Genomic DNA, 23,041 nt, shown 5'->3' with positions numbered 1-23,041 from the left:
GGTCGATCTCGTCGGGCTGGTGGTGTGGGGCAGTCTGATCCCGCCGCTGCCGTTCTTCGCCGCGTCCTATCTGTTCGAGGGGCCGCAGAAGATGGCCGCCGCGCTGACGGGCATCAGCGCGATGTCGATCTTCGCGATCGTGTATCTCGCCTTCATCGCGACGTTGCTCGGTTATGGCTTGTGGAGCCGCCTGCTGTCGCGCTATCCGGCGAGCCAGGTCGCTCCGTTTTCGTTGCTGGTGCCGATCGTCGGACTGGCGTCGGCGTCGCTGCTGCTCGACGAGCAATTGACCATGGCGCAAATCGGCGGCGCGCTGCTGGTGATGGCGGGCCTCGCCGTCAACGTGTTCGGCGGCTGGGTCGTGCAGCGGTTGACGCCGGCGCGTTGAGCCGGTCGAGCGCGATCGTGCGCGAACCCATCCTGAAAAACGGCCGCATCGAGCGGCCGTTTTTCATCGCGTGGCTGCACGCCAATGCATTACGTCATGCGGTTTTTCGCCAGCGGCGGATTCGCCGCGAAATAGCGCTTGATGCCGGTCATGATCGCGTCGGCCATTTTCTCGCGATACGCGTCGTCGTTCAGGCGGCGCTCCTCGTCCGGGTTGCTGATGAATGCGGTCTCGACGAGGATCGACGGAATGTCCGGCGCCTTCAGCACGGCGAACCCCGCCTGTTCGACCGAGCCTTTGTGCAGCTTGTTGATGCCGCCGATTTCCTTCAGCACGAAGTTGCCGTAGCGCATCGAATCGCGAATCTGCGCGGTGGTCGACATATCGAACAGTGCACGGTTGACGGTGGCGTCGGCGGACTTGATGTTGATCCCGCCGATCTGGTCCGACGAGTTCTCCTTGTTCGCCATCCAGCGCGCGGCGGCGCTCGACGCGCCATGCTCGGACAGCGCGAACACTGAGGAGCCCTTTGCCTCCGGCGTGGTGAACGCGTCCGCGTGGATCGACACGAACAGGTCCGCGCCGACGCGCCGCGCTTTTTGCACGCGCACGTTCAGCGGCACGAAGAAGTCGGCGTCGCGCGTCATCATGGCGCGCATGTTCGACTGCGCGTCGATCTTCGCGCGCAGTTTTTTCGCGATGTCGAGCGCGACGTGCTTCTCGTAAGTGCCCGAGCCGCCGATCGCGCCCGGGTCTTCGCCGCCATGACCCGGGTCGATCGCGACCGTCAGCAGACGTACCGTGTTGCTCTTGCCGGATTTGGGCGTGCTGAACGCGTAGGTGTCGCCGCCGTCCGTATCGTCGCTGTCCTGGTTGCGTGCGGTATTGCCGCTGTTGCCGCCTTTGTTGTTGCGCGCAATCGCGGCGGGCGGCGTGAGAGGGGCGAGCGGCGCGGCCGGCTTGCCCGCGATGATCGGCGCGGTAGGCGTGGGGGTGACGTGCACGGGCGGACGCGGCGCGTTCGGCGCAGTGTTGGCGCCGCCGCCGTTCTGCGCATAGCGCTCGAAGAATGCCTCGCTGTTGTCGGCGGTGGGCGGTGTGCCTGGGCCGCTCAGCGTGGCGGGCGGCACACCGTTCTCTTCGTTCAGCGTCTGCTGCTTGTGCTCGGTCTGCGCGAGCAGGTCCATCAGCGGATCGGGCGCGACCGCCGGATAGAGGTCGAACACCAGCCGGTACTTGTACGCGCCGACCGGCGGCAGCGTGAATACCTGCGGCTTCACCGAACCCTTCAGGTCGAACACCATGCGCACCACGTGCGGCTGATATTGGCCGACCCGCACCGACGAAATCTGCGGATCGTTCGGCGTGATCTTCGAGACGAGATCCTTGAGCGCCTGGTCGAGATCGAGGCCACTCAGATCGACCACCAGCCGGTCCGGTCCCTGCAACAACTGCTGTGCGTTCTGCAACGGCTGATCGGATTCGATCGTCACGCGCGTGTAGTCGCGCGCGGGCCAGACGCGCACGCCGAGCACCGAACTGGCCATGGCAAGACGCGGCGCGACGAGGCCGAGCACGAGCGTGGAGGCGCCCGCCCGCAGAATCTGCCGGCGCCGCCAGTTATGCGTTGCGGTGGCCGCCGATTCGATCGAGCGGAACGGTTTGATCAACATCTTTCGAGACATGCCTTTCCTGATTCGCTGTATGCCCGTGCGACGAGTACGCGGCCGTCGCCGTCGCTGTCGAGGTCGAGCGAGAAGACGAGATCCGGCACGCCGAGAAGACGCCCTGCGCGTTGCGGCCATTCGACGAGACAGACCGCGCCGCTGTCGAAGTATTCGCGAAAGCCCGCGTCGGCCCATTCGGCCGGATCGGTGAATCTGTACAGATCGAAGTGATAGAGCGCGAGTTCCCCGAGTTCGCCGGGTTCACCTTGCCGTGGTTCGAGCACGTAAGGTTCGACGAGCGTGTAAGTGGGACTGCGCACGCGGCCGGTGTGGCCGAGGCCGCGCAAGGTCGCGCGCACGAGCGTGGTCTTGCCCGCGCCAAGGTCGCCGACGAGTTGCACCTGCAGTCCGTGGAACGCGTTGTCACGTTGGGCGATCGTGGCGCGCACGCTTTCGATCGCCTGCGCGAAGCGCTCGCCGAAGGCGAGCGTGGCGGCTTCGTCCGCGAGCGCGAAGACGCGTTCGAGCAGGACGGCGGCGGGCGGTTGAATCGCGTGGTCGGAGTTGGCAGACATTCTCGTAAAATGGCGTGATGAACCGAAGTCCGCAGTCCCCTGTTTCCAGCACGCCCGCGTCCGTCGATGCCGCGCGTGCCGTGCGTCATTTCGATGAAGCGGCGCTGAATGCGCTCGCGCTGAACATCAAAAGCTGGGGCCGTGAATTGGGTTTCGGGGCGATCGGCATTAGCGACACCGATCTCTCCGCTGCCGAAGCGCCGCTTGCAGCGTGGCTGGAAGCGGGGTGCCACGGCGAGATGGATTATATGGCGAAACACGGGATGAAACGCGCGCGCCCGGCCGAGCTTGTGGCCGGCACGCGACGCGTGATTACCGCGCGTATCGCCTATTTGCCTTTCGACACGCTGAGCGGCAACGCGAACCAGACCACCACGCAGGAAGGGCCGCTCGCACCCGAGTGGCGCGCAGCCGAGCAGGCGCGGCTCGCGGACCCGTCGGCGGCGGTGGTGTCGATCTATGCGCGTGGCCGCGACTATCACAAGGTGATGCGTAGCCGTCTGCAACATCTGGCCGGGAAAATCGAAGCCGAGGTCGGCGCGTTCGGCTACCGTGTATTTACCGATTCGGCGCCGGTGCTCGAAGTAGAACTTGCGCAGAAGGCGGGCATCGGCTGGCGCGGCAAGCACACGCTGCTGTTGCAGCGCGACGCCGGGTCGCTGTTTTTCCTCGGCGAAATCTATGTCGACGTGCCTTTGCCGACCGATGCCGAAACCTTGCCCGACGTCGCGCCGGAAACGCCGGGCTCGCATTGCGGCAGTTGCACGCGCTGCATCGGCGCATGTCCGACCGGGGCGATCGTCGCGCCTTACAAGGTCGATGCGCGCCTGTGCATCTCCTATCTCACGATTGAACTCAAAGGCAGTATTCCCCGGGACATGCGGCCGCTGATCGGCAATCGTGTGTATGGCTGCGACGATTGCCAGCTCGCGTGTCCATGGAACAAGTTCGCGCAGGCTGCGCCGGTCGCCGATTTCGATGTGCGGCATGGGCTCGATCGCGCGTCGCTGGTCGAGCTGTTTGCGTGGAGCGCGGACGAGTTCGATACGCGCATGCAGGGCAGCGCGATTCGCCGCATCGGCTACGAGAGCTGGCTGCGTAATCTCGCAGTGGGGATGGGCAACGCGCTCAGGGCGTCTGCGGAAAGTTTGAACGGCGCGGCGCGCGAGGCGATCGTGCAGGCACTGCGGCAACGCGCCGACGATCCTTCCGCCGTCGTGCGCGAGCATGTGGAGTGGGCGCTCGAAGCGGCGTAGAGTAGCGGCAGTTCATTCAGCGGAAGTTTTTGTACGGCGCGGTTTGCGCATAGGGTTCGCGCAGAGCGCCTGCACATCCTGCAGGTTGCTACGTGACCGTTGCAAGCCAGTGCGCCGCGTCTGTCAGGAGTAGGCAATCATGTTCAACGCAGTGATCGATGCGCCGTTCGGCAAGGTCGGTATTCGTGTCGAAGGCGAGGCCGTGCGCGAGATCGTCTATCTACCGGATTCGGTGCAGAGCGTCACGCCCGACACGCCGTTGGCGCGGCAAGCGGCCGAGCAGATCGAACGGTATTTCGAGCAACCGTCCGCGCGGTTCGCGTTACCGCTGGCGTCCGTCGGCACCGCGTTTCAGCGCCGGGTGTGGCAGGCGCTCTGCGAGATTCCGCCCGGCGTCGTGCTGACCTACGGACAGTTGGCGAGGCAGGTGGGCAGCGTGCCGCGCGCGGTCGGCCAGGCTTGCGGCGCGAATGAGTTTCCGATTGTGATTCCGTGTCATCGCGCGGTGAGTTCGAGCGGTATCGGCGGTTTCGCGCATCACGCCGAAGAGGGCTTCTTTCGCAACGTCAAGCGCTGGCTGCTCGCGCATGAGGGCATTCCGTACGCATGAGCGACATCACCGCAGACGGCGCGAGCGTCGTGTCACCTTCATCCGCCTCATCGCCGGAGCTGCTCGCGAGCCTCGCGTCGATCGACGTGTTCTGCGACGCGCTGTGGCTCGAGCACGGCCTGGCGCGCAACACGCTCGATGCGTACCGTCGCGACCTGCGGCTGTTCTCAGCATGGCTCGCGGCGAGCCGCAACATGTCGCTCGATACAGTCGGCGAAGCCGACCTCAACGCATACAGCGCGGCGCGGCAGCACGATAAATCGACCTCGGCGAACCGGCGTCTCTCCGTGTTTCGCCGCTACTACGCGTGGGCGGTGCGGGAACATCGCGCGACGGTCGATCCGACACTGCTCATCCGTTCGGCGAAGCAGCCGCCGCGTTTTCCGTCGACGCTCACGGAAGCGCAAGTCGAAGCTTTGCTGGGCGCGCCCGACATCGGCACCGCACTGGGCTTGCGCGATCGCACGATGCTGGAGCTGATGTACGCGAGCGGTTTGCGCGTCACCGAACTCGTCACGCTGAAAACCGTGGAAGTGGGATTGAACGAAGGTGTCGTGCGCGTGATGGGCAAGGGCTCGAAGGAACGCCTGATCCCGTTCGGTGAAGAGGCGCATGGGTGGATCGAGCGTTATCTGCGCGAGGCGCGCCCCGCATTGCTCGGCGCGCGCGCGACCGACGCGCTGTTCGTCACGAGCCGTGCCGAAGGCATGACGCGCCAGCAGTTCTGGAACATCATCAAACGCCACGCGGCGGCGGCCGATGTGCACGCGCCGTTGTCGCCGCACACGTTGCGGCACGCGTTCGCGACGCACCTGCTCAATCACGGCGCTGACTTGCGCGTCGTGCAGCTGCTGCTCGGCCACACCGATATCTCGACTACGCAGATCTACACCCACGTGGCCCGCGAACGGCTGAAGTCGCTGCATGCGCAGCATCATCCCCGAGGATGAGGCGCGCTTGCGTTGCGCGTTGCGCGTGCCGTTGCACCTGCTTCAGACAAATTCGCGCAGCCGGTGTTTAAGGATCTTGCCGGTCGAAGCGGCCGGCAGCGCGGCGAGCACCTTCAATTCGGCGGGCCGCTTGTACGGCGCAAGACGCTCGCCGCACCACGCGATCAGGTCGGCGGGCGTCACGGTCGCGCCCGTCGTCAGTTCGACGAACGCGATCACTTCCTCGTTGCCCTCGACCGCGCGTCCGATCACCGCCGACTGCACGACTTGCGGATGCGCATTCAACACATGCTCGACCTCGGCCGGATAGACGTTGAACCCCGAGCGGATGATCAACTCCTTGCTGCGCCCGACGATATGCAGCGCGCCGTCTGCGTCCTGGCGCGCGAGATCGCCGGTCTTGAGCCAGCCGTCCGCGGTCACGGCCGCGCGGGTTTGCTCCGGACTGCGGTAGTAGCCGAGCATCAAGTTCGGCCCGCGCACCCATAGCTCGCCGATTTCTCCCGGCGCCGTGTCGGCACCGTCGAGTCCGACGAACTTCACTTCGACGCCGGGAATGACCTCGCCGACCGAGCAGTCGCTGCGCGGCGCGTCGAGCATCGTATGCGACACCGTGGGGCTGCTCTCCGTCATGCCGTAGCCGTTGTGTAGCGGCAAACCGTAAACGGCTTCGACCTGCGCCTTGAGCGCGGCGTCGAGCGGCGAGCCGCCCGAATAGGCAAAGCGCAGGTGCGGCGCGGACCATGGAAGGCCGCGCGTCTGCAGATGTTCGAGCAGTTTGGCGTGCATGGCCGGCACGCCCTGGAAGATCGACACGCGTTCGTCGGCGAGAGCCCGGCGCACGGCTTGCGGCGCGAAGCGCGGCGCGAGCCGCAAGGTCGCGCCGGCGTGCAGGCTGCCCAGGCACACCGACGCGAAGCCGTACACGTGCGAGATCGGCAGCACGGCATAGACGACGTCGCCGGGACCGACCTTGCGCAGGCGGCTCGACACCGCGGCGATGTACAGCAGATTGCGATGCGACAGCATCACCCCTTTCGGCGCGCCGGTGGTGCCGGTGGTGTAGATCAGCGCGGCGCATTGGCGGTGGTTGGCTGCTTCGACCGGTTCGGCTTGCGCCGCGCTGTCCACTGCGTACGACCATGCGCCGATGTCGGGCGTGATGGCCGGCGCGGCCGTCGCCTGGTGGCGCCGCGCGTGCTGTTGGGCATCAGCGGATTCCACCGCGTACGCGATCACGCGAGGTTGCGCGTGCGCGCGGATCGCGTCGAGTTCGGCGGTGGACAGGCGGGCGTTCGACACGAGCGCCCAGGCATCGAGCCGCGCGGTCGCGAACAGCAGCACGATCTGCGCGATGCTGTTTTCCGCGACGATCATGACGCGGTCGCCGCCGCGCACGCCCCATGCGCGCAGCAGGGCCGTGACGGCGTCGACGGCTTGCAGCAGTTGGGTGCTGGTCAACTGGCGCGCGTCCTCGATCAAGGCAATGTGCTGCGGATCGCGCGCGGCGGCGAGCGCCGGAATCTCGGCGATGCGTGCCGGCAGCGCGGCGAGCAGGGCGGGGATGTCGATCGTGGAACGGATGGATGAGTCGAGGTTCAACGTTGTCTCCTTGTCGACCGGAGTTAGCGCTTCAGCGCTTACTCCGGTCCCATGCCAACGGCGGTCGACCGGAGTTAGCGCTTTGGCGCTTACACCGATCCCCACCAAATAGCTACATTCGCCGCCGCGCAGCCTCGAATCCGCGGCTACACACACACACACACAGACACACACACCGCTCAATTTCCGAACGATCGTGCCACACCCGCATGAACCGCACAATCGGCCGTTCGGCAAATAGCCGATGTGCAAACTCGCCATTACAATGCGCCGATGAGCAAATCCAGACACGTCTCGGAAACGCCGGCCACGCAGTTTCTGCGCCGCCATGGCGTCACGTTCGGCGAGCATCCTTACGATTACGTCGAGCACGGCGGCACCGGCGAGTCGGCGCGCCAGCTCGGCGTGGACGAGCATCATGTCGTTAAGACCCTCGTGATGGAAGACGAACACGCGAAGCCGCTGATCGTGCTGATGCACGGCGACCGCACCGTCAGCACGAAGAACCTCGCCCGGCAGATCGGCGCGAAGCGCGTCGAGCCCTGCAAGCCCGAGGTGGCGAGCCGGCATTCCGGCTATCTGATCGGCGGCACGTCGCCGTTCGGTACGCGCAAGCAGATGCCGGTCTACGTCGAGTCGAGCATTCTGGAAATGGACAGGATCTGGCTGAACGGCGGACGGCGCGGCTTTCTGGTCAGCATCGCGCCGACGGTGCTGACCCGTCTGCTGTCGGCGAAGGCGGTGCAGTGCGCGAGCGTCGATTGACTTTTGCGCGGATGTTTTCCGGGCGGCCGCGTTCGGTAGAATGTGCGCCGCTTTGTTCCGAGTTGCGTTCCCTGTTGCGGTTGGAGTATCGAGTTTCAGACCGCTGATCCTTATAAGAGTCCCAGATGCAAAACCTGATCGTTGCTGTCGTTGCCTACCTGATCGGTTCGGTGTCGTTCGCCGTGATCGTGAGCGCCGCAATGGGTCTCGACGACCCGCGCTCATACGGCTCGGGCAACCCCGGCGCCACCAACGTGCTGCGCAGCGGCAGCAAGAAGGCGGCGATTCTCACGCTGATCGGCGATGCCTTCAAGGGCTGGCTGCCGGTGTGGTTCGTCGTGCACTTCGGCGCGCGCTACGGGCTGGACGAGACGTCGGTGGCGATTGCATCGGTCGCGGTGTTTCTCGGCCACCTGTATCCGGTGTTCTTCCGCTTCAAGGGCGGCAAGGGCGTCGCGACCGCAGCGGGCGTGCTGCTCGCGATCAATCCGACGCTCGGCATCGCGACCCTGCTGACGTGGCTGATCGTTGCGTTCTTCACGCGTTATTCCTCGCTGGCGGCGCTGGCCGCTGCGGTGTTCGCGCCGCTTTTTTACGCGTTTCTGTTCGGGCCGCGCGTGATCGCGCTGGCGATCGTCGTGATGAGTTCGCTGCTGGTGTGGCGCCACCGCGGCAACATCGCCAAGCTGACGCGCGGGCAGGAAAGCCGCATCGGGGATAAGAAGAAGGCGGCTACGCCGGCGGCGGGCAACGATCTTTGAGGATGGATGGGGCGTGCATGCCACACGAGTTGCGCTCCGATCGATCGCGCAAGCCGTCTCATTTGGGCCGCCCGCAGACCGGCCGCCGGTGCTGCTTCGGTGGCGCGGCGGTGATACGGGATTTCATTCGTGTCGTTCGCTGACTGTACCCGGGCCGTGCGGCGCGAATGCGAAACCCGGCGCGACTGGCTAGCTGGCAAGTTACGAGTACTTGTTGGGCGGCACACTGCAAGGCGACCCGGGTGTGGAGGGCTCGCAAGCCCTGCGCGGGGCACGCCTCGCGCTTGCCCGTTACTCATTATCCATCGTCCGTTCTTCACCCTTGGGCGCGTAGCCGCGCCCCTGAGCCTCAGTCCCGGAAGTTATTGAAGTCGAGCGGCGTATCGGTCACGTCCTTGCGCAGCATCGCAATCACGCTTTGCAGATCGTCGCGCTTGCCGCCGGTGATGCGCACCGCGTCGCCCTGAATGCTCGCCTGGACCTTGATCTTGCTGTCCTTCACGAGACGCACGATTTTCTTCGACAGATCGCCCGACACGCCCTTCTTGATCTTGATGACCTGCTTGACCTTGTCGCCGCCGATCTTCTCGATCTTGCCGTAGTCGAGGAAGCGCACGTCCACGTTGCGCTTGGCCATTTTCGACAGCAGCACGTCCTTCACCTGGCCGAGCTTGAAGTCGTCGTCGGCGTAGGCGGTGATTTCGTTTTCCTTATGTTCGACGCGCGCGTCCGACCCTTTGAAGTCGAAGCGCGTGGAAATTTCCTTGTTGGACTGTTCGATCGCGTTCTTGACTTCGATCATGTTCGCTTCGCAGACGACGTCAAACGATGGCATTGCATTCTCCCAATAGTGCTGCGGTGCGTGACGCGGCCGGTCGGCTGCGCACGGGGCACTCGCTATAATCACGAACCGGACGTCATTTTACCGATGCCACTCCCTTTTGCCCAAGACCGCCGCGCATTGTCGCGCGGCCGGGGCGCGACCTGGTCTCTTTCGCTGTTTCATTCTCCTCGATTCCGATGTCCCACACCGATTCCGCCGCGTTCATTGCCGGCTATCCGCTGAAGGCGCACAACACCTTTGGTTTCGACGTCCGCGCGCAGCTTGCATGCCGCATCGAGCACGAAGCGCAAGTGATGGCCGCGGTGCGCGACGCCCGCGCGACGGGACTGCCGCGCCTCGTGCTGGGCGGCGGCAGCAACGTCGTACTCACCGGCGACTTCCCCGGGCTGGTGCTGCTGGTCGCGCTGCGGGGCCGCCGCGTCGTGCGCGAGGACGATGACGCATCGTACGTTGAGGCGGCCGGCGGCGAACCGTGGCACGAGTTCGTCGCATGGACTTTGTCGCAAGGATTGCCGGGGCTGGAGAATCTCGCTCTGATTCCGGGCACGGTCGGCGCGGCGCCGATTCAGAATATCGGCGCCTATGGATTGGAAATGTGCGAGCGGTTCGCCTCGCTGCGCGCCGTGGAGCTGGCAACGGGCGACATCGTGGCGCTCGATGCCGAGGCCTGCGGGTTCGGCTATCGCGACAGCTTCTTCAAGCGGGAAGGGCGTGACCGGTTCGTGATCACGTCGGTGACGTTCCGCTTGCCGAAGGTCTGGCAGCCGCGCGCCGGTTACGCGGATCTGGCGCGTGAATTGGCCGCGGGCTCGGATCGTGCCACTGGCAGGGACGGGCCGCCGACCGCGCAGGCAATCTTCGATGCGGTGGTGACGGTGCGGCGCGCGAAGCTGCCCGATCCGCTGGAACTCGGCAACGCCGGCAGTTTCTTCAAGAATCCGGTCGTCGACGCGGCGCAGTTCGACGCGTTGAAGAGCCGGGAGCCGGATGTCGTGTCTTATCTTCAGGCGGATGGGCGGGTGAAGCTCGCGGCGGGCTGGTTGATCGACCGATGCGGCTGGAAAGGCCGTGCGATGGGCGCGGCGGCCGTGCATGAGCGGCAGGCGCTGGTGCTGGTGAATCGTGGCGGCGCGAGCGGCGCGGAGGTGTTGGCGCTTGCTGAGGCGATCCAGCGGGACGTGCTGGAGCGATTCGGTGTGGCGTTGGAAGCGGAGCCGGTTTGTTTGTGACGCGGTGGGCGCGGGTGGCGGCCGACTGCGTTTGCGGCGCCGAAGTCTTGCTGCCAGCGCTCCCGGAAGCGGTTTGACGGTGCGCTTTACGGACACTGGGCGACTGGGCGGGCCGTGACTGATGAGGCGGAACGCTGAAATGAAAAAAGCGCCGGGAGTTTTTCTCCCGGCGCTTTTTTACCGTCTGCGTTTGGATCAGGCCGCGCCTTCTGCGCTTGACTTCGCTCGCGCGAAATCAGCCTTCACCGAAACGCCCACCCTCAGTCACGCTGACGGCGCGCATTTTCCGCAATCCGCATACGCAGTGCATTCAGCTTGATGAAGCCGCCGGCGTCCGCCTGGTTGTATGCGCCGCCGTCGTCGTCGAACGTGGCGATGGTCTTGTCGAACAGCGTTTCCTTCGAATCGCGCGCGACCACCGACACGCTGCCCTTGTACAGCTTCACACGCACCCAGCCGTTGACCTTTTCCTGCGTATGGTCGATCAGCACCTGGATCGCGCGGCGCTCCGGGCTCCACCAGTAACCGTTATAAATCAGCGATGCGTAGCGGGCCATCAGATCGTCTTTCAGGTGAGCGACTTCACGGTCGAGCGTGATCGACTCGATGCCGCGGTGCGCTTTCAGCATGATCGTGCCGCCCGGCGTTTCATAGCAGCCGCGCGACTTCATGCCGACGTAACGGTTTTCCACCAGATCCAGACGGCCGATGCCGTGCTTGCCGCCCAGGCGGTTCAGTTCGGTCAGCATTTCCGCGGCCGACAGACGCTTGCCGTTGATCGCGACCGGGTCGCCGTGCTCGTACTCGATGTCGAGGTATTCGGCCTCGTCCGGCGCCTGTTCCGGCGACACGGTCCAGCGCCACATATCGGCTTCGGCTTCCGCCTTCGGGTCTTCCAGGTGACGGCCTTCGAATGAGATGTGCAGCAGGTTCGCATCCATCGAATACGGCGCGCCGCCTTGCTTGTGCTTCATTTCAATCGGAATGCCGGCTTTTTCCGCGTACGCGAGCAGCTTTTCACGCGACAGCAGGTCCCATTCACGCCACGGTGCGATGACCTTGATGCCCGGTTCGAGCGCGTAGTAACCGAGTTCGAAGCGAACCTGGTCGTTGCCCTTGCCGGTGGCGCCATGCGACACCGCCTGCGCGCCAGTGGCGCGCGCGATTTCGATCTGACGCTTGGCGATCAGCGGACGCGCGATCGACGTGCCAAGCAGGTACTCGCCTTCATAGACCGTGTTGGCGCGGAACATCGGGAACACGAAGTCGCGCACGAATTCTTCGCGCAGGTCTTCGATGAAAATGTTTTCCTGCTTGATGCCGAGTTGCAGGGCCTTCTTGCGCGCCGGCTCCAGCTCTTCGCCTTGGCCGATGTCGGCCGTGAACGTGACGACTTCGGCGTCGTAATTGTCCTGCAACCACTTCAGGATGACGGAGGTGTCGAGGCCGCCCGAATAGGCGAGCACGACTTTCTTGATATCGCTCATGGTGAACTCGTAGCTGGAAAAAGCGGGAAAACAAGGCGCGCCGGCAGTTCCGGAGCGCGGAAAACCACTATTTTGACACTAAACCGTCGGGCGCCCGCGTTTTGCGGCAGTGCGGTGATGCAGCGGGGTCCCGTTGCACCCGTGGACGCCGGCCCGATGCGCAGCGCGGACGTGGACGTCTTGCTCGTAGTCAAAGCCCCGTCGGGCTTCACGCAGATTTCACGCGGGTGCTGCAGGAGTGAAAAAAGCTCGCTCAGTGATTCAGCTTGCCGAGCAGCAGATATTCCAGTAACGCCTTTTGCACGTGCAGGCGATTTTCCGCTTCGTCCCACACGACACTCTGCGGGCCATCGATCACTTCCGCGCTGACTTCCTCGCCGCGGTGCGCGGGCAGGCAGTGCATGAAGAGCGCGTCCGGGTTAGCGCGCGCCATCATTTCGGCGTCGACGCACCAGTCCGCGAAGGCTTTCTTGCGCGCTTCGTTTTCGGCTTCAAAGCCCATGCTGGTCCAGACATCGGTGGTGACGAGATCGGCGCCCGCGCAGGCTTCGTTTGGGTCGTCGAATTCTTCGTAGAACGGCGCGCTTTCGGCGGCGACCATCGCGCGGTCGAGCTTGTAGCCCGGCGGCGTGGATAGCCGCAGCGTGAAGCCGAGAATCTGCGCGGCTTCGATCCATGTGTACAGCATGTTGTTGGCGTCGCCGACCCACGCGACCGTCTTGCCGCGAATCGGGCCGCGATGCTCGAAGTACGTGAAGATGTCGGCCAGCACCTGGCAGGGGTGGTATTCGTTGGTCAAGCCGTTGATCACCGGCACGCGGGAATTTTCCGCAAAGCGCTGGATGATGTCCTGGCCGAAAGTGCGGATCATGATGATGTCGACCATGCGCGAAATCACTTGTGCAGCGTCTTCGATCGGTTCGCCGCGGCCGAGCTGCGTGTCGCGCGTGCTCATGAAGACGGCGTGACCGCCCAGCTGGAAGATGCCGGCTTCGAACGACAGGCGGGTGCGTGTCGAATTCTTTTCGAAGATCATGGCCAGCGTGCGATCGTGCAGCGGGTGGTAGGTCTCGTAGTTCTTGAATTTGCGTTTCAGAATGCGCGCGCGTTCCAGCACGTACTCGTAGTCTTCCAGCGAGAAATCCTTGAACTGCAGGTAGTGGCGAATTTTCTTGGCGGTCATGAAACAAATACGGCGGACTCACCCGGCAGGATTGCCGGACGGCGCCGCCGTCGTTTGTGGTAACTCAATGCAGCATAAAGGATTTCGCCCCGTTTGACGAGTCGGCTAAACGGCCGGGAAAGCTGTCTGAAAGCCTCGTGCCTATGTCGGACGAGGCTTGTGTGCGCTGCGGAAAAAGGTCCGCTGCGCTATAATCTGGCGGTTCTCCCAAAGCTCGGCAGGTCGGAATCCGGCCTGCGGGACACGGCTCGCGCGGTTCGGAAAGCCTGCTCGCGGTGCGCCGTCATGACAAGCGACGAGGCTGCCCAGCCGGCCCGTGGCAGTTTCTGGTGGCGCGGCTCGCCATCGCGGCGTACAGCCGCGAATTCAGGCATTTGAAGCCGGCGCATGCCGTCGGCTTTGCCGTCATCACGCTGGGCAGTTACACAGGTATTCCTACATGGCCGAAGCAGCTCCAACCGAATTTTTCATTCAGGGCATTACGTCGACCGGAAAGCGATTCCGGCCGAGCGACTGGTCGGAGCGGCTCGCCGGTGTGATGGCGTGTTTTGGGCCGGGAGCGAAAAAGGGGCCGAACGCCTACATGCAGTACTCGCTGTACGTGCGGCCGACCATGATCGGCGATCTCAAATGCGTGATTCTCGATTCGCGCCTGCGCGACATCGAACCGATGGCTTTCGATTTCGTGCTCAACTTCGCGAAAGACAACGACCTCGTCGTGACCGAGGCGTGTGAGTTGCAACTCGAGCACGCTGCTGTGCCGCAAGCCAAAAGGCACGTGATATAACGCAGGCCGCGCCGGGTCTGCAAGGCAAAAAAACCCGCTATTAGCGGGTTTTTTTGTGCGTGATGTCGGGCGGCAGGGTGGTCCGTCAATCACGAGCGCGCCGCGCTGAACCGTTGCGGCACCGTGCGAATCAGTCTGTTTCAAGCAAAAAAGCCCGCCGAGGCGGGCCTTTCTGCGCAGCGGAAACAGGAGGTAGCCCACCGAAGCGGGCTGACCGGAATTACTGCGCTGCGGACGCTTGCAGACCCTTGATGGCTGCAGCGAGACGGCTCTTATGGCGAGCAGCCTTGTTCTTGTGAACGATGTTCTTGTCGGCGATGATGTCGATGGTCTTCGACGATGCCTGGAAGATTTCAGCGGCCTTGGCCTTGTCGCCGGCGTCGATCGCCTTGCGAACAGCCTTGATAGCCGTGCGGAACTTCGAGCGCAGTGCCGAGTTGTGCGAGTTTGCCTTGGCGGCCTGGCGGGCGCGCTTGCGTGCTTGTGCGGAGTTAGCCATGACGGTTCCTTATCCTGTTCCTGTTTCCAGTACCTGACCTTCAAGTGGTGAGGTGCTGCTTTTAGATCCGAACTCTTGGAAGCGATTGCCCAAGAGCGCAAAAAGTGTCGAAAAAATCGATCGAACTACGCGAAGGCGGGCCTGTATTTCCGGCGATTCGAGGACGTTGCCAGGGAGCGTGGAGCCGGCCTGGCCGATGTCCCGAAGCGCGTCCGAAAACTGAGCGAGCTTCGAAACCGGCGATTATAGCAACAAAATCAGGCACGTGGCAACGGGAATGCATGAGCGCGCCGCGTGGGCTTGCCTCGGGAGGCTGGCGTCCTTCGGCGGGCGTGGGCTGGCGAAAGTGGCGGGGCTGGGGCGGCGCGAGTCCGGAACGCGCGTTTCGTGACGCACGGCATGACCGACGCGCCACAAAAAAATGCGCCGATCAGCCGAGCGGATCGAACGTCTGCGCAGCAAATCGGTCCGAATCGCGTTCCGGCTCGTCGTCCGCATTTGCGGCACCCGTATAATAAGCGCCCCATGAATCTAATCCGAGCCCTGCTGACGGTCAGCGGCTTCACGCTGCTGTCGCGCGTGACCGGACTGGCCCGCGAAACGCTGATCGCTCGCGCGTTCGGCGCCAGTCAATACACTGACGCGTTCTACGTCGCCTTCCGTATCCCCAACCTGCTGCGCCGCATTTCCGCCGAAGGCGCGTTCTCGCAGGCCTTCGTGCCGATTCTCGCCGAGTTCAAGAACCAGCAGGGCCACGACGCCACCAAGGCGCTCGTCGACGCCACCTCGACCGTGCTCGCATGGGCGCTGGCGGTGCTGTCGCTGATCGGCGTGGTGGGCGCGTCGGGCGTGGTGTATGTCGTCGCCTCGGGCCTCGCGCACGAGGGCGAGGCGTACGCGCTCGCGGTCACGATGACGCGCATCATGTTCCCGTACATCATTTTCATTTCGCTGACCTCGCTGGCGTCGAGCGTACTGAATACGTACAAGAGCTTCTCGCTGCCCGCGTTCGCGCCGGTACTGCTGAACGTGGCATTCATCGTCGCGGCGGTGTTCGTCGCGCCGCGTCTGCAAACGCCGGTCTATGCGCTCGCGGGGGCGGTGATCGCCGGGGGCATCCTGCAGTTCATCGTACAGCTGCCGGGGCTGAAAAAGATCGACATGGTGCCGCGCATCAGCCTCAATCCGTTGCGCGCGCTTGCGCATCGCGGCGTGAAGCGGGTGCTGTCGAAGATGGTGCCGGCGATGTTTGCGGTGTCGGTCGCGCAGATCAGCCTCATCATCAATACGAATATCGCGTCGCGCATCGGGCCGGGCGCGGTGTCGTGGATCAATTACGCCGATCGGCTGATGGAATTCCCGACCGCGCTGCTCGGCGTCGCGCTGGGCACGATCCTGCTGCCGAGCCTGTCGAAGGCGCACGTCGATGCCGACGCGCACGAATATTCTTCGCTGCTCGACTGGGGCCTGCGCATTACGTTCCTGCTGGCCGCGCCGAGCGCGGTCGCGCTGTTCTTCTTCGCGCAGCCGCTGACCGCCGTCCTGTTCAACTACGGCAAATTCGACGGCCACTCGGTCGTGATGGTGAGCCGCGCGTTGGCCGCCTATGGCGTCGGCCTGATCGGTCTGATCCTGATCAAGATTCTCGCGCCCGGCTTCTACGCGAAGCAGGACATCAAGACGCCGGTGAAGATCGGCGTCGGCGTGCTGATCGCCACGCAGTTGAGCAACTACGTGTTCGTGCCGCTTTTCTCGCACGCGGGCCTTACGCTGAGCGTCGGGCTCGGCGCTTGCGTCAATGCGTTGCTGCTGTTTGTCGGTCTGCGCAAGCGCGGCATTTATATGCCGTCGGGTGGCTGGCTCAAATTTTTCGTACAGTTGTTCGGCGCCTGTCTGGTGCTGGCCGGCACGATGCGCTGGCTGGCGATCAATTTCGACTGGATCGCCATGCATGATCGGCCGGTCGACCGGATGGTGCTGCTGGGTGCGTGCCTCGTGCTGTTCGCCGCGCTATATTTCGGTATGCTTTGGTTGATGGGCTTCAAGTACGCGTATTTCAAAAGGCGAGTGAAGTGATCACGATGACGCGGGTTCTCGACTATTTCAGCACGCTCGTCGCCGAAGACGACAGTCTCCCACTGACCGAGGCGGCGCTCTCCCTCGCGCAGGACGCTTACCCCGATCTCGATCTGCAAGCCACGCTGGCCGAGATCGACGAACTGGTGGTGCGCCTGCAGCGCCGCATGCCGGCCGACGCCGACATCAAGCAAAAGCTCGGTATTCTGAACCGGTTCTTTTTCCGCGAGCTCGGCTTTGCCGCTAACCTCAACGACTATTACGATCCCGACAACAGCTATCTGAACGCGGTGCTCAAGCGCCGCCGCGGCATTCCGATTTCGCTCGCGGTGCTGTACCTGGAGATGGCTGAGCAGATCGGTATTCCGGCGCGCGGTGTGTCCTTTCCGGGGCATTTCCTGCTGCGCGTGACGACGCCCGATGGCGAAGAGATGCTCGATCCGACCACCGGCCAGTCGCTGACCGAAACGCAGATGGTCGAGATGCTGGAACCGTATGTGGCGTCGGCGGGCGAGTCGGTGAGCCGGGCTCTGCGCATGCTGCTGCAGCCGGCGACGCGCCGCGAGATCATCGCGCGGATGCTACGCAATCTGAAGTCCACCTATCTTCAGACCGAGCGCTGGCAGCGCCTGCTGGGGGTGCAGCAGCGTCTCGTGATCCTGCTGCCGGACAACATCGAAGAGGTGCGCGATCGCGGCTTCGCGTACGCGCGGCTCGATTACCTGCGCCCCGCGCTCGAAGACCTCGAAAGCTATCTGGGCGACCGGCCAGATGCCGAGGACGCGACGGTGGTCGAGTCGCAGTTGCATGAGTTACGCCAACGTACCCAGCACGACGATCGCGAATAGCGCCCGGTGCTTCCCTGTCGCCGCTTTGAAACAGAACGCCTGCACGGTATTCGTGTGCAGGCGTTTTTTTCGGGCATGCCGCATCAGGCGGCAGGTGGGCGCATCGTTACTTTGGCTGCATGCGGATGGCGCCGTCCAGACGAATCACTTCGCCGTTAAGCATTGGATTGTCAAAGATCTGTTTGGCCAGCATCGCGTATTCGGCCGGTTTGCCGAGGCGCGGCGGAAATGGGACCATCGCGCCGAGCGCGTCCTGCACTTCCTGCGGCATGCCAAGCAGCATTGGCGTTTCGAAGATGCCCGGTGCAATCGTCATCACGCGGATCGCGTTGCGTGACAGGTCGCGTGCGATCGGCAACGTCATGCCGACCACACCGCCTTTCGACGCCGCATAGGCCGCCTGGCCGATCTGGCCGTCGTACGCGGCCACGGAAGCCGTGTTGATGATGACGCCGCGTTCGCCGCTCGCGTTCGGCTCGTTCTTCGACATTGCCGCGGCGGTGAGCCGGATCATGTTGAAGGTGCCGATCAGATTGATCGAGATGGTGCGCGCGAACGAGTCGAGCGGATGCGGGCCGTCCTTGCCGACCGTTTTGATGGCCGGTGCTACGCCCGCGCAGTTGACGAGACCGCGCAGCGTGCCGAGCTTTGTCGCGGCTTCGACGGCCTGGATGGCGTCGTCTTCGCGGCTCACGTCGCATTTGACGAACACGCCGCCGAGTTCCCTGGCGAGCGCCTCGCCGGCATCCTGATTCAGGTCGGCCAGCACCACCTTGCCGCCGTTCTCGACGAGCAGGCGCGCGGTGGCGGCGCCCAGACCCGAGGCACCGCCGGTGATCAGGAACGCATTGTCACGAATCTCCATGTCTACTCCTTTGCTACGGTTGTCCAGTCGTCTCTCGATCGAATACTTTTTCGATGATCGATTGTAGCGGCTATGCTGCAACGCGGAAAGCGCGGCGCAAGCAGCCAAACTGCTACGGATGTCTAACTAATCTGCATGGGCGTGATCGGCAGAGGAATGGAAGGGCGGCCCGCGTGAGCCGGTGGCGCAATTAAAAACCCGCCGGCAGCGGCGGGTTTTTTCGTCAAAACAGAAGCAATCGGCAGCGAGCTTACTTCAACGCGTCGAATGCGCGAGTACGAATCTCATCGACGCTGCCCAAGCCCGAAATGCGGCGGTACTGCGGTGCCTTCAATGGGGTCGATGCGTCGCCGTTCTTCGCCCAGCCGTTGTAGTACTCGATCAGTGGCTTGGTCTGCGCCTCGTACACCTCCAGACGCTTCTTGACCGTTTCTTCCTTGTCGTCGTCGCGCTGGATCAGCGGTTCGCCGGTCACGTCGTCCACGCCTTCGACTTTCGGCGGATTGAACTTGACGTGATACGTACGGCCCGAAGCGGCGTGCGAGCGGCGGCCGCTCATACGCGCGATGATCTCGTCGAACGGCACGTCGATTTCGAGCACGTAGTCGATCGCGACACCGGCCTGCTTCATCGCTTCCGCTTGCGGAATGGTGCGCGGGAAACCGTCGAACAGATAGCCGTTCGCACAGTCCGGCTGCTGCAGACGTTCCTTCACCAGGTTAATGATGAGTTCGTCCGGGACGAGCTCGCCGGCATCCATGAAGCGCTTGGCTTCGAGGCCCAGCGGCGTGCCGGCCTTGACGGCCGCGCGCAGCATGTCACCGGTGGAAATTTGCGGAATGCCGAATTTTTCCTTGATGAAGTTTGCCTGAGTGCCCTTGCCCGCACCGGGTGCACCCAAAAGGATCAAACGCATGTGATATCTCCAGATCTATGTGAATTCTTTGATGACGCTGCAGCCATCCCACGATTCGTCGAGGGACCCGCATCGGCTACCGTTGCAGGTCTCGCGCTGCACGTCGACACACACGACGGCGCTGCAAGAGGGCAACGGTGCGACCGGGCAAACCCTGAGTTTCGCTGCTTTCGCTGGGGAGGGGAGGCGCGTATAACCGTTCGATTATGCCATGGGTTTTTGTGCTCAAGACCCGAATAAAGCCTGTACGCGCGCGAGATCCGCGGGTGTATCGACGCCGGGCAGCGGCACGTCCGGGGTGACGAGCACCGCGATGCGCTCGCCATGCCACATCGCGCGAAGCTGTTCGAGCGCTTCAACCTGTTCGATTGGTGAGATCGCAAGGCTTGGATACGTGCGCAGGAATTGCGCGCGATACGCATACAGCCCGATATGCCGGTGAACCACCGTCGGCGCAGGCGGGACGGGCATCGACGCGACCTTGGGCCAGTGCGGCTGATACGCGTCGCGGGCCCACGGAATCGGCGCGCGCGAAAAGTACAGCGCGATGCCGCGCGCGTCGAGCACGACCTTGACGACGTTCGGATTGAAAATTTCAGCGGGGTCGGTGATCGGATGCGCGGCGGTGGCAATCGCACAACCGCTGCTCGCCGCGAGGTGCGACGCGACGCCGCACACCAACGCCGGGTCGATCAGCGGTTCATCGCCTTGCACATTGACGACGATCGTGTCGTCGCTCCAGCCGAACTGCGTCGCGACTTCCGCGAGACGGTCGGTTCCCGACGGATGGTCCGCGCGCGTCAACACGGCTTCGAAGCCGTGATCACGTGCCGCGTCGAGCACGGCCTGCGCGTCGGACGCGACCAGCACCTGCTGCGCGCCCGACTCGCGCGCGCGTTCGGCGACCCGCACTACCATCGGCTTGCCGCCGATATCGGCGAGCGGCTTGTTGGGCAGACGCGTCGAAGCGAGCCGGGCCGGTACGACGGCAATGAACGGGGCAGTGGTGGTATGGGCTTGGGTCATCGGGAAGGCGAGCGGGAAGACGAGCAGCGATAAAACCCGAGGAGGCGCCCGCGCAGGCAGCGCGTGCGCAAACGGGAAAGACGGTCGCCGGCGCGGGGCGTGCCGACGTGCGGCCGCCCCATGCAAGCAAACCTGAACTCAGGCGACCGAGCCCGGATTCAGATCGACCGGCGTGCCTTCCACGGTCTGCCGCGCTTCGTCGACGAGCATCACAGGAATGCCGTCGCGGATGGGGTACGCGAGCTTGTCCGCGTTGCAGATCAGTTCCTGCGCGGCACGGTCGTAGCTGAGCGGGCCCTTGCAGATCGGGCAGACGAGAATTTCAAGCAGGCGAGCGTCCACGAACTTTCTCCACAACTAATGCAATGAGGCGATGATCGAGCGCGGCTTCGACCGGGACAACCCAGATACGCGCATCGTGCCAGGACCCTAATTTTACCGCATCCTTTTCGGTTATCAGGATCGCATCGGCGTCGACATCCGTAAAAGGATTGCGTTCGAACGCGTAGTGATCGGGCAGCGCGCGCGTGGCGGGCGCGAGACCGGCGGCGCGCAGCGTCGCGAAAAAACGCTCCGGCGCCCCGATGCCGGCCGCAGCCAGCACGCGCTCGCCGCTGAATTGCGCGAGCGGACGGCGCAGTGCGGGGTTCTCCAGATGCCACGCGTCGGCGGGGGCGAGTTGCAGCGCGAACGTGTTCGGCCAGGGCGGTAGCGTGCGCGCGTAGGGGTCGTTGACGAGCGTTGCGTCGCGGCGGCGCGACAACGGCTCGCGCAGCGGGCCAGCCGGCAGCAGGAAGCCGTTGCCGCCGAGCCGGTGGTCGAATACGACCAGTTCGGCGTCGCGTGCGAGGCGGTAATGTTGTAGGCCATCGTCGCTCACGATCACGTCGACGTCGCGACGTGCTGCGCACAGCGCCTGCGCGGCGGCCACCCGGTCCGGACAGACCCACACCGGCGCGCCGGTGCGGCGCGCGATCAGCAACGGCTCGTCGCCGCCGACCGTTGCGGCCGATGCGGGCGTGACCGGCGTCGGCGTCCGGACGCGCGCACCGTACCCGCGCGACACCACGCCGGGACTGAAGCCCGCGGCGCGCAAGGCTTCGACCAGCGCGATCACGGTCGGCGTCTTGCCGGTACCGCCGACGGTCACGTTGCCGACCACCACCACCGGCACGTCGACGCGCACGGATTTCAACCAGCCCAGCGAGAAGGCGGCGCGCCGTGCGCCGGCAATCGCACCGAACAGGCACGCGAGCGGCGTCAGCGCCCACGCGAAAGCGCCGCGCTGTTGCCACTCGCGGGCGAAACGGGCTTCGAGACGATCGCTGAGTTCGCTCATGGACGAGTCGCGCGGACGAGCGGCGCGCCGTTCACCGGGTGAGGGCGGCGCGGTGGCGTCGAGGTGCCAGGCGCAATACGCGGGATCTGCATCAACGCGGTCCTCCGGACAGTCGAAAGTGAGGCAAAAAGTGAAGCAGCGGCGCTGTCCGCCGCACTTGCGCAGCGGACCACCTCGGCGTCCCCTGCGCGGCGTTCGGAGGCCGCCGAACCCAGCACTCTAGCGCGTCGGCGTCCCGCCCGGCAAGTCGCGCGGCGCCCGTGCGGCGCTGGGTTGCAGCCGAGCGCGCGCTCCATGGCCTGTGGATAACTTTGTGGAGAACTTGCCATCGAACCGCCGCAAAGGGCCGTTGCGAGCCTCGCACATCGGCGAGTGGCGCTGTGACCCAGTTATAAACGCCATATAAATCAACGGTATGCTGAAATCCGCGTGCGCTGGTGGGAGATCTGGCGGGATCGGTCTGGCAACTCCCGCCATGTGGACACTTTTAACGATCCGGCGACTACGCTGGACGCCGCTAGCCAGTCGGTCTATCGTCTGTCCGGCCAGTCACAGATATCCCTCGTATGAATCCCGAAAGTCCTTTTTCTTCGTCGGCGCCCGGCGGTGAAGTCGTCGTTCCCGTCTCCGCGCTCAACCGGGCGATCGGCACGATGCTCGAACGTTCGTTTCCGCTCGTCTGGGTGGCCGGCGAAGTGTCCAACTTCACCCGCGCCGCGAGTGGCCACTGGTATTTCTCGATCAAGGACGCGCAGGCGCAAATGCGTTGCGTGATGTTCCGGGGACGGGCTCAATACGCCGAGTTCACGCCGCGCGAAGGCGACCGCATCGAAGTGCGCGCGCTCGTCACGATGTACGAGCCGCGCGGCGAACTGCAACTGAACGTGGAAGCGGTGCGCCGCACCGGTCAGGGGCGGTTGTACGAAGCGTTTCTGCGGCTGAAGGCGCAGCTCGAAGCGGAGGGGCTCTTTGCCGCCGAGCGCAAGCGCGCGTTGCCGACCCATCCGCGGGCGATCGGCATTGTGACGTCGTTGCAGGCCGCGGCGCTGCGCGACGTGCTGACCACGCTGGCGCGCCGCGCCCCACACATTCCAGTGATCGTTTATGCCGCGCCGGTGCAGGGCGTGGGCGTCAGCGGCAAGCTCGCGGCGATGGTCGAGGCGGCCACCGCGCGGCGCGAAGTCGACGTGCTGATCGTGTGCCGGGGTGGCGGCTCGATCGAAGACCTGTGGGCCTTCAACGAAGAAGTGCTGGCGCGTGCGATCGCGCAAAGCGCGATTCCCGTGGTGAGCGGCGTCGGTCACGAAACCGATTTCACGATCGCCGATTTCGCTGCCGACGTGCGCGCGCCGACGCCGACCGGCGCGG

23 protein-coding genes are annotated in these 23,041 nt (G+C 64.4%); 11 read left to right on the top strand and 12 right to left on the bottom strand.

The features are described 5' to 3' along the window. The coding region (locus CIC12_RS33215) for an EamA family transporter (RefSeq protein ID WP_238812715.1) at nt 1-388 on the top strand (388 nt) is incomplete at its 5' end. An 89-nt stretch (nt 389-477) separates the two neighbouring features. On the opposite strand, the gene CIC12_RS19120 is transcribed toward CIC12_RS33215, so the two are convergent. Then, a complete protein-coding gene (locus tag CIC12_RS19120; RefSeq protein ID WP_168665928.1) occupies nt 478-2,073 on the bottom strand; it encodes an N-acetylmuramoyl-L-alanine amidase in 1,596 nt (531 codons plus the stop codon). After that, on the bottom strand, nt 2,055-2,630 hold the full coding sequence (gene tsaE / locus CIC12_RS19115; protein ID WP_168665926.1) for a tRNA (adenosine(37)-N6)-threonylcarbamoyltransferase complex ATPase subunit type 1 TsaE: 576 nt from the start codon (nt 2,628-2,630) through the stop codon (nt 2,055-2,057). Before tsaE ends, CIC12_RS19120 begins: the two co-directional genes overlap by 19 nt. Before the next feature lie 17 nt (nt 2,631-2,647). Here tsaE and queG point away from each other — a divergent pair, with 17 nt between their 5' ends. The 3 genes from queG to xerD all read left to right on the top strand — a co-directional run bounded on the left by queG (nt 2,648) and on the right by xerD (nt 5,446). Continuing rightward, nucleotides 2,648-3,886: a tRNA epoxyqueuosine(34) reductase QueG gene (gene queG / locus CIC12_RS19110; protein ID WP_168665924.1), complete on the top strand. Its 1,239-nt coding sequence runs from the start codon at nt 2,648-2,650 to the stop codon at nt 3,884-3,886. A 139-nt stretch (nt 3,887-4,025) separates the two neighbouring features. Then, nucleotides 4,026-4,496 (top strand): methylated-DNA--[protein]-cysteine S-methyltransferase, encoded by a 471-nt coding sequence (locus CIC12_RS19105; protein WP_168665922.1) that lies wholly within the window; start codon nt 4,026-4,028, stop codon nt 4,494-4,496. After that, nucleotides 4,493-5,446: a site-specific tyrosine recombinase XerD gene (gene xerD, locus CIC12_RS19100; protein WP_168665920.1), complete on the top strand. Its 954-nt coding sequence runs from the start codon at nt 4,493-4,495 to the stop codon at nt 5,444-5,446. Before CIC12_RS19105 ends, xerD begins: the two co-directional genes overlap by 4 nt. Nucleotides 5,447-5,488: 42 nt before the next feature. Here the strand turns inward: xerD and CIC12_RS19095 are convergent, their stop codons facing one another. Next, nucleotides 5,489-7,048 carry a class I adenylate-forming enzyme family protein gene (locus tag CIC12_RS19095; protein WP_168665919.1) on the bottom strand — a complete coding sequence of 520 codons (1,560 nt, stop codon included), beginning with the start codon at nt 7,046-7,048 and terminating at the stop codon, nt 5,489-5,491. Between the two features lie 273 nt (nt 7,049-7,321). Here CIC12_RS19095 and ybaK point away from each other — a divergent pair, with 273 nt between their 5' ends. Together ybaK and plsY are read left to right on the top strand one after the other, a co-directional pair. Continuing rightward, the gene (ybaK, locus tag CIC12_RS19090; RefSeq protein WP_168665917.1) at nt 7,322-7,813 is read left to right on the top strand and encodes a Cys-tRNA(Pro) deacylase; all 492 of its coding nucleotides are present in this window, start codon (nt 7,322-7,324) and stop codon (nt 7,811-7,813) included. Nucleotides 7,814-7,938: 125 nt separating this feature from the next. Further along, entirely contained in the window at nt 7,939-8,574 is a 636-nt protein-coding gene (gene plsY, locus CIC12_RS19085) for a glycerol-3-phosphate 1-O-acyltransferase PlsY (protein ID WP_168665915.1), read from the top strand. A gap of 349 nt (nt 8,575-8,923) precedes the next feature. Here plsY and CIC12_RS19080 read toward each other — a convergent pair whose 3' ends face one another. Beyond that, the gene (locus tag CIC12_RS19080) at nt 8,924-9,409 is read right to left on the bottom strand and encodes a YajQ family cyclic di-GMP-binding protein (protein WP_007180572.1); all 486 of its coding nucleotides are present in this window, start codon (nt 9,407-9,409) and stop codon (nt 8,924-8,926) included. Between the two features lie 185 nt (nt 9,410-9,594). On the opposite strand from CIC12_RS19080, the gene murB reads away from it, so the two are divergent. Continuing rightward, complete coding sequence (gene murB / locus CIC12_RS19075) at nt 9,595-10,647, top strand: UDP-N-acetylmuramate dehydrogenase (RefSeq protein ID WP_168665913.1); 1,053 nt, start codon at nt 9,595-9,597, stop codon at nt 10,645-10,647. A gap of 260 nt (nt 10,648-10,907) precedes the next feature. On the opposite strand, the gene CIC12_RS19070 is transcribed toward murB, so the two are convergent. Beyond that, on the bottom strand, nt 10,908-12,134 hold the full coding sequence (locus CIC12_RS19070) for an argininosuccinate synthase (protein ID WP_168665911.1): 1,227 nt from the start codon (nt 12,132-12,134) through the stop codon (nt 10,908-10,910). 253 nt (nt 12,135-12,387) lie between these two features. After that, nucleotides 12,388-13,317 carry an ornithine carbamoyltransferase gene (argF, locus tag CIC12_RS19065; protein ID WP_168665909.1) on the bottom strand — a complete coding sequence of 310 codons (930 nt, stop codon included), beginning with the start codon at nt 13,315-13,317 and terminating at the stop codon, nt 12,388-12,390. A 439-nt stretch (nt 13,318-13,756) separates the two neighbouring features. Here argF and CIC12_RS19060 point away from each other — a divergent pair, with 439 nt between their 5' ends. After that, nucleotides 13,757-14,104 (top strand): DUF3579 domain-containing protein, encoded by a 348-nt coding sequence (locus tag CIC12_RS19060; protein ID WP_168665907.1) that lies wholly within the window; start codon nt 13,757-13,759, stop codon nt 14,102-14,104. 220 nt (nt 14,105-14,324) lie between these two features. On the opposite strand, the gene rpsT is transcribed toward CIC12_RS19060, so the two are convergent. Further along, a complete protein-coding gene (gene rpsT / locus CIC12_RS19055; RefSeq protein WP_012434165.1) occupies nt 14,325-14,603 on the bottom strand; it encodes a 30S ribosomal protein S20 in 279 nt (92 codons plus the stop codon). 525 nt (nt 14,604-15,128) lie between these two features. Here rpsT and murJ point away from each other — a divergent pair. Further along, nucleotides 15,129-16,679: a murein biosynthesis integral membrane protein MurJ gene (gene murJ, locus CIC12_RS19050; protein WP_168665905.1), complete on the top strand. Its 1,551-nt coding sequence runs from the start codon at nt 15,129-15,131 to the stop codon at nt 16,677-16,679. 5 nt (nt 16,680-16,684) lie between these two features. Continuing rightward, complete coding sequence (locus tag CIC12_RS19045) at nt 16,685-17,527, top strand: SirB1 family protein (RefSeq protein ID WP_168665940.1); 843 nt, start codon at nt 16,685-16,687, stop codon at nt 17,525-17,527. Between the two features lie 106 nt (nt 17,528-17,633). Here CIC12_RS19045 and CIC12_RS19040 read toward each other — a convergent pair whose 3' ends face one another. From CIC12_RS19040 to lpxK, 5 genes are all read right to left on the bottom strand, one after another. Beyond that, entirely contained in the window at nt 17,634-18,392 is a 759-nt protein-coding gene (locus tag CIC12_RS19040) for a 3-hydroxyacyl-CoA dehydrogenase (RefSeq protein WP_168665903.1), read from the bottom strand. 250 nt (nt 18,393-18,642) lie between these two features. Beyond that, on the bottom strand, nt 18,643-19,308 hold the full coding sequence (gene adk, locus CIC12_RS19035) for an adenylate kinase (protein ID WP_168665901.1): 666 nt from the start codon (nt 19,306-19,308) through the stop codon (nt 18,643-18,645). Between the two features lie 225 nt (nt 19,309-19,533). Further along, the gene (kdsB, locus tag CIC12_RS19030) at nt 19,534-20,334 is read right to left on the bottom strand and encodes a 3-deoxy-manno-octulosonate cytidylyltransferase (RefSeq protein WP_168665899.1); all 801 of its coding nucleotides are present in this window, start codon (nt 20,332-20,334) and stop codon (nt 19,534-19,536) included. Nucleotides 20,335-20,472: 138 nt separating this feature from the next. Next, nucleotides 20,473-20,676 carry a Trm112 family protein gene (locus tag CIC12_RS19025; protein WP_007180583.1) on the bottom strand — a complete coding sequence of 68 codons (204 nt, stop codon included), beginning with the start codon at nt 20,674-20,676 and terminating at the stop codon, nt 20,473-20,475. Next, nucleotides 20,657-21,673, bottom strand: coding sequence for a tetraacyldisaccharide 4'-kinase (gene lpxK, locus CIC12_RS19020; protein ID WP_168665897.1), 1,017 nt, complete (start codon nt 21,671-21,673; stop codon nt 20,657-20,659). Before lpxK ends, CIC12_RS19025 begins: the two co-directional genes overlap by 20 nt. A gap of 566 nt (nt 21,674-22,239) precedes the next feature. Between lpxK and xseA the strand changes: the two genes are divergently transcribed. Beyond that, on the top strand, nt 22,240-23,041 hold an 802-nt coding region (gene xseA, locus CIC12_RS19015; protein WP_168665895.1), incomplete at its 3' end, for an exodeoxyribonuclease VII large subunit.

Source organism: Paraburkholderia sp. SG-MS1, from assembly GCF_012275575.1.
GTDB lineage: Bacteria > Pseudomonadota > Gammaproteobacteria > Burkholderiales > Burkholderiaceae > Paraburkholderia.
The sequence above is the reverse complement of the archived record's forward strand: the minus strand, read 5'-3'. Positions and strand labels throughout refer to the sequence as shown.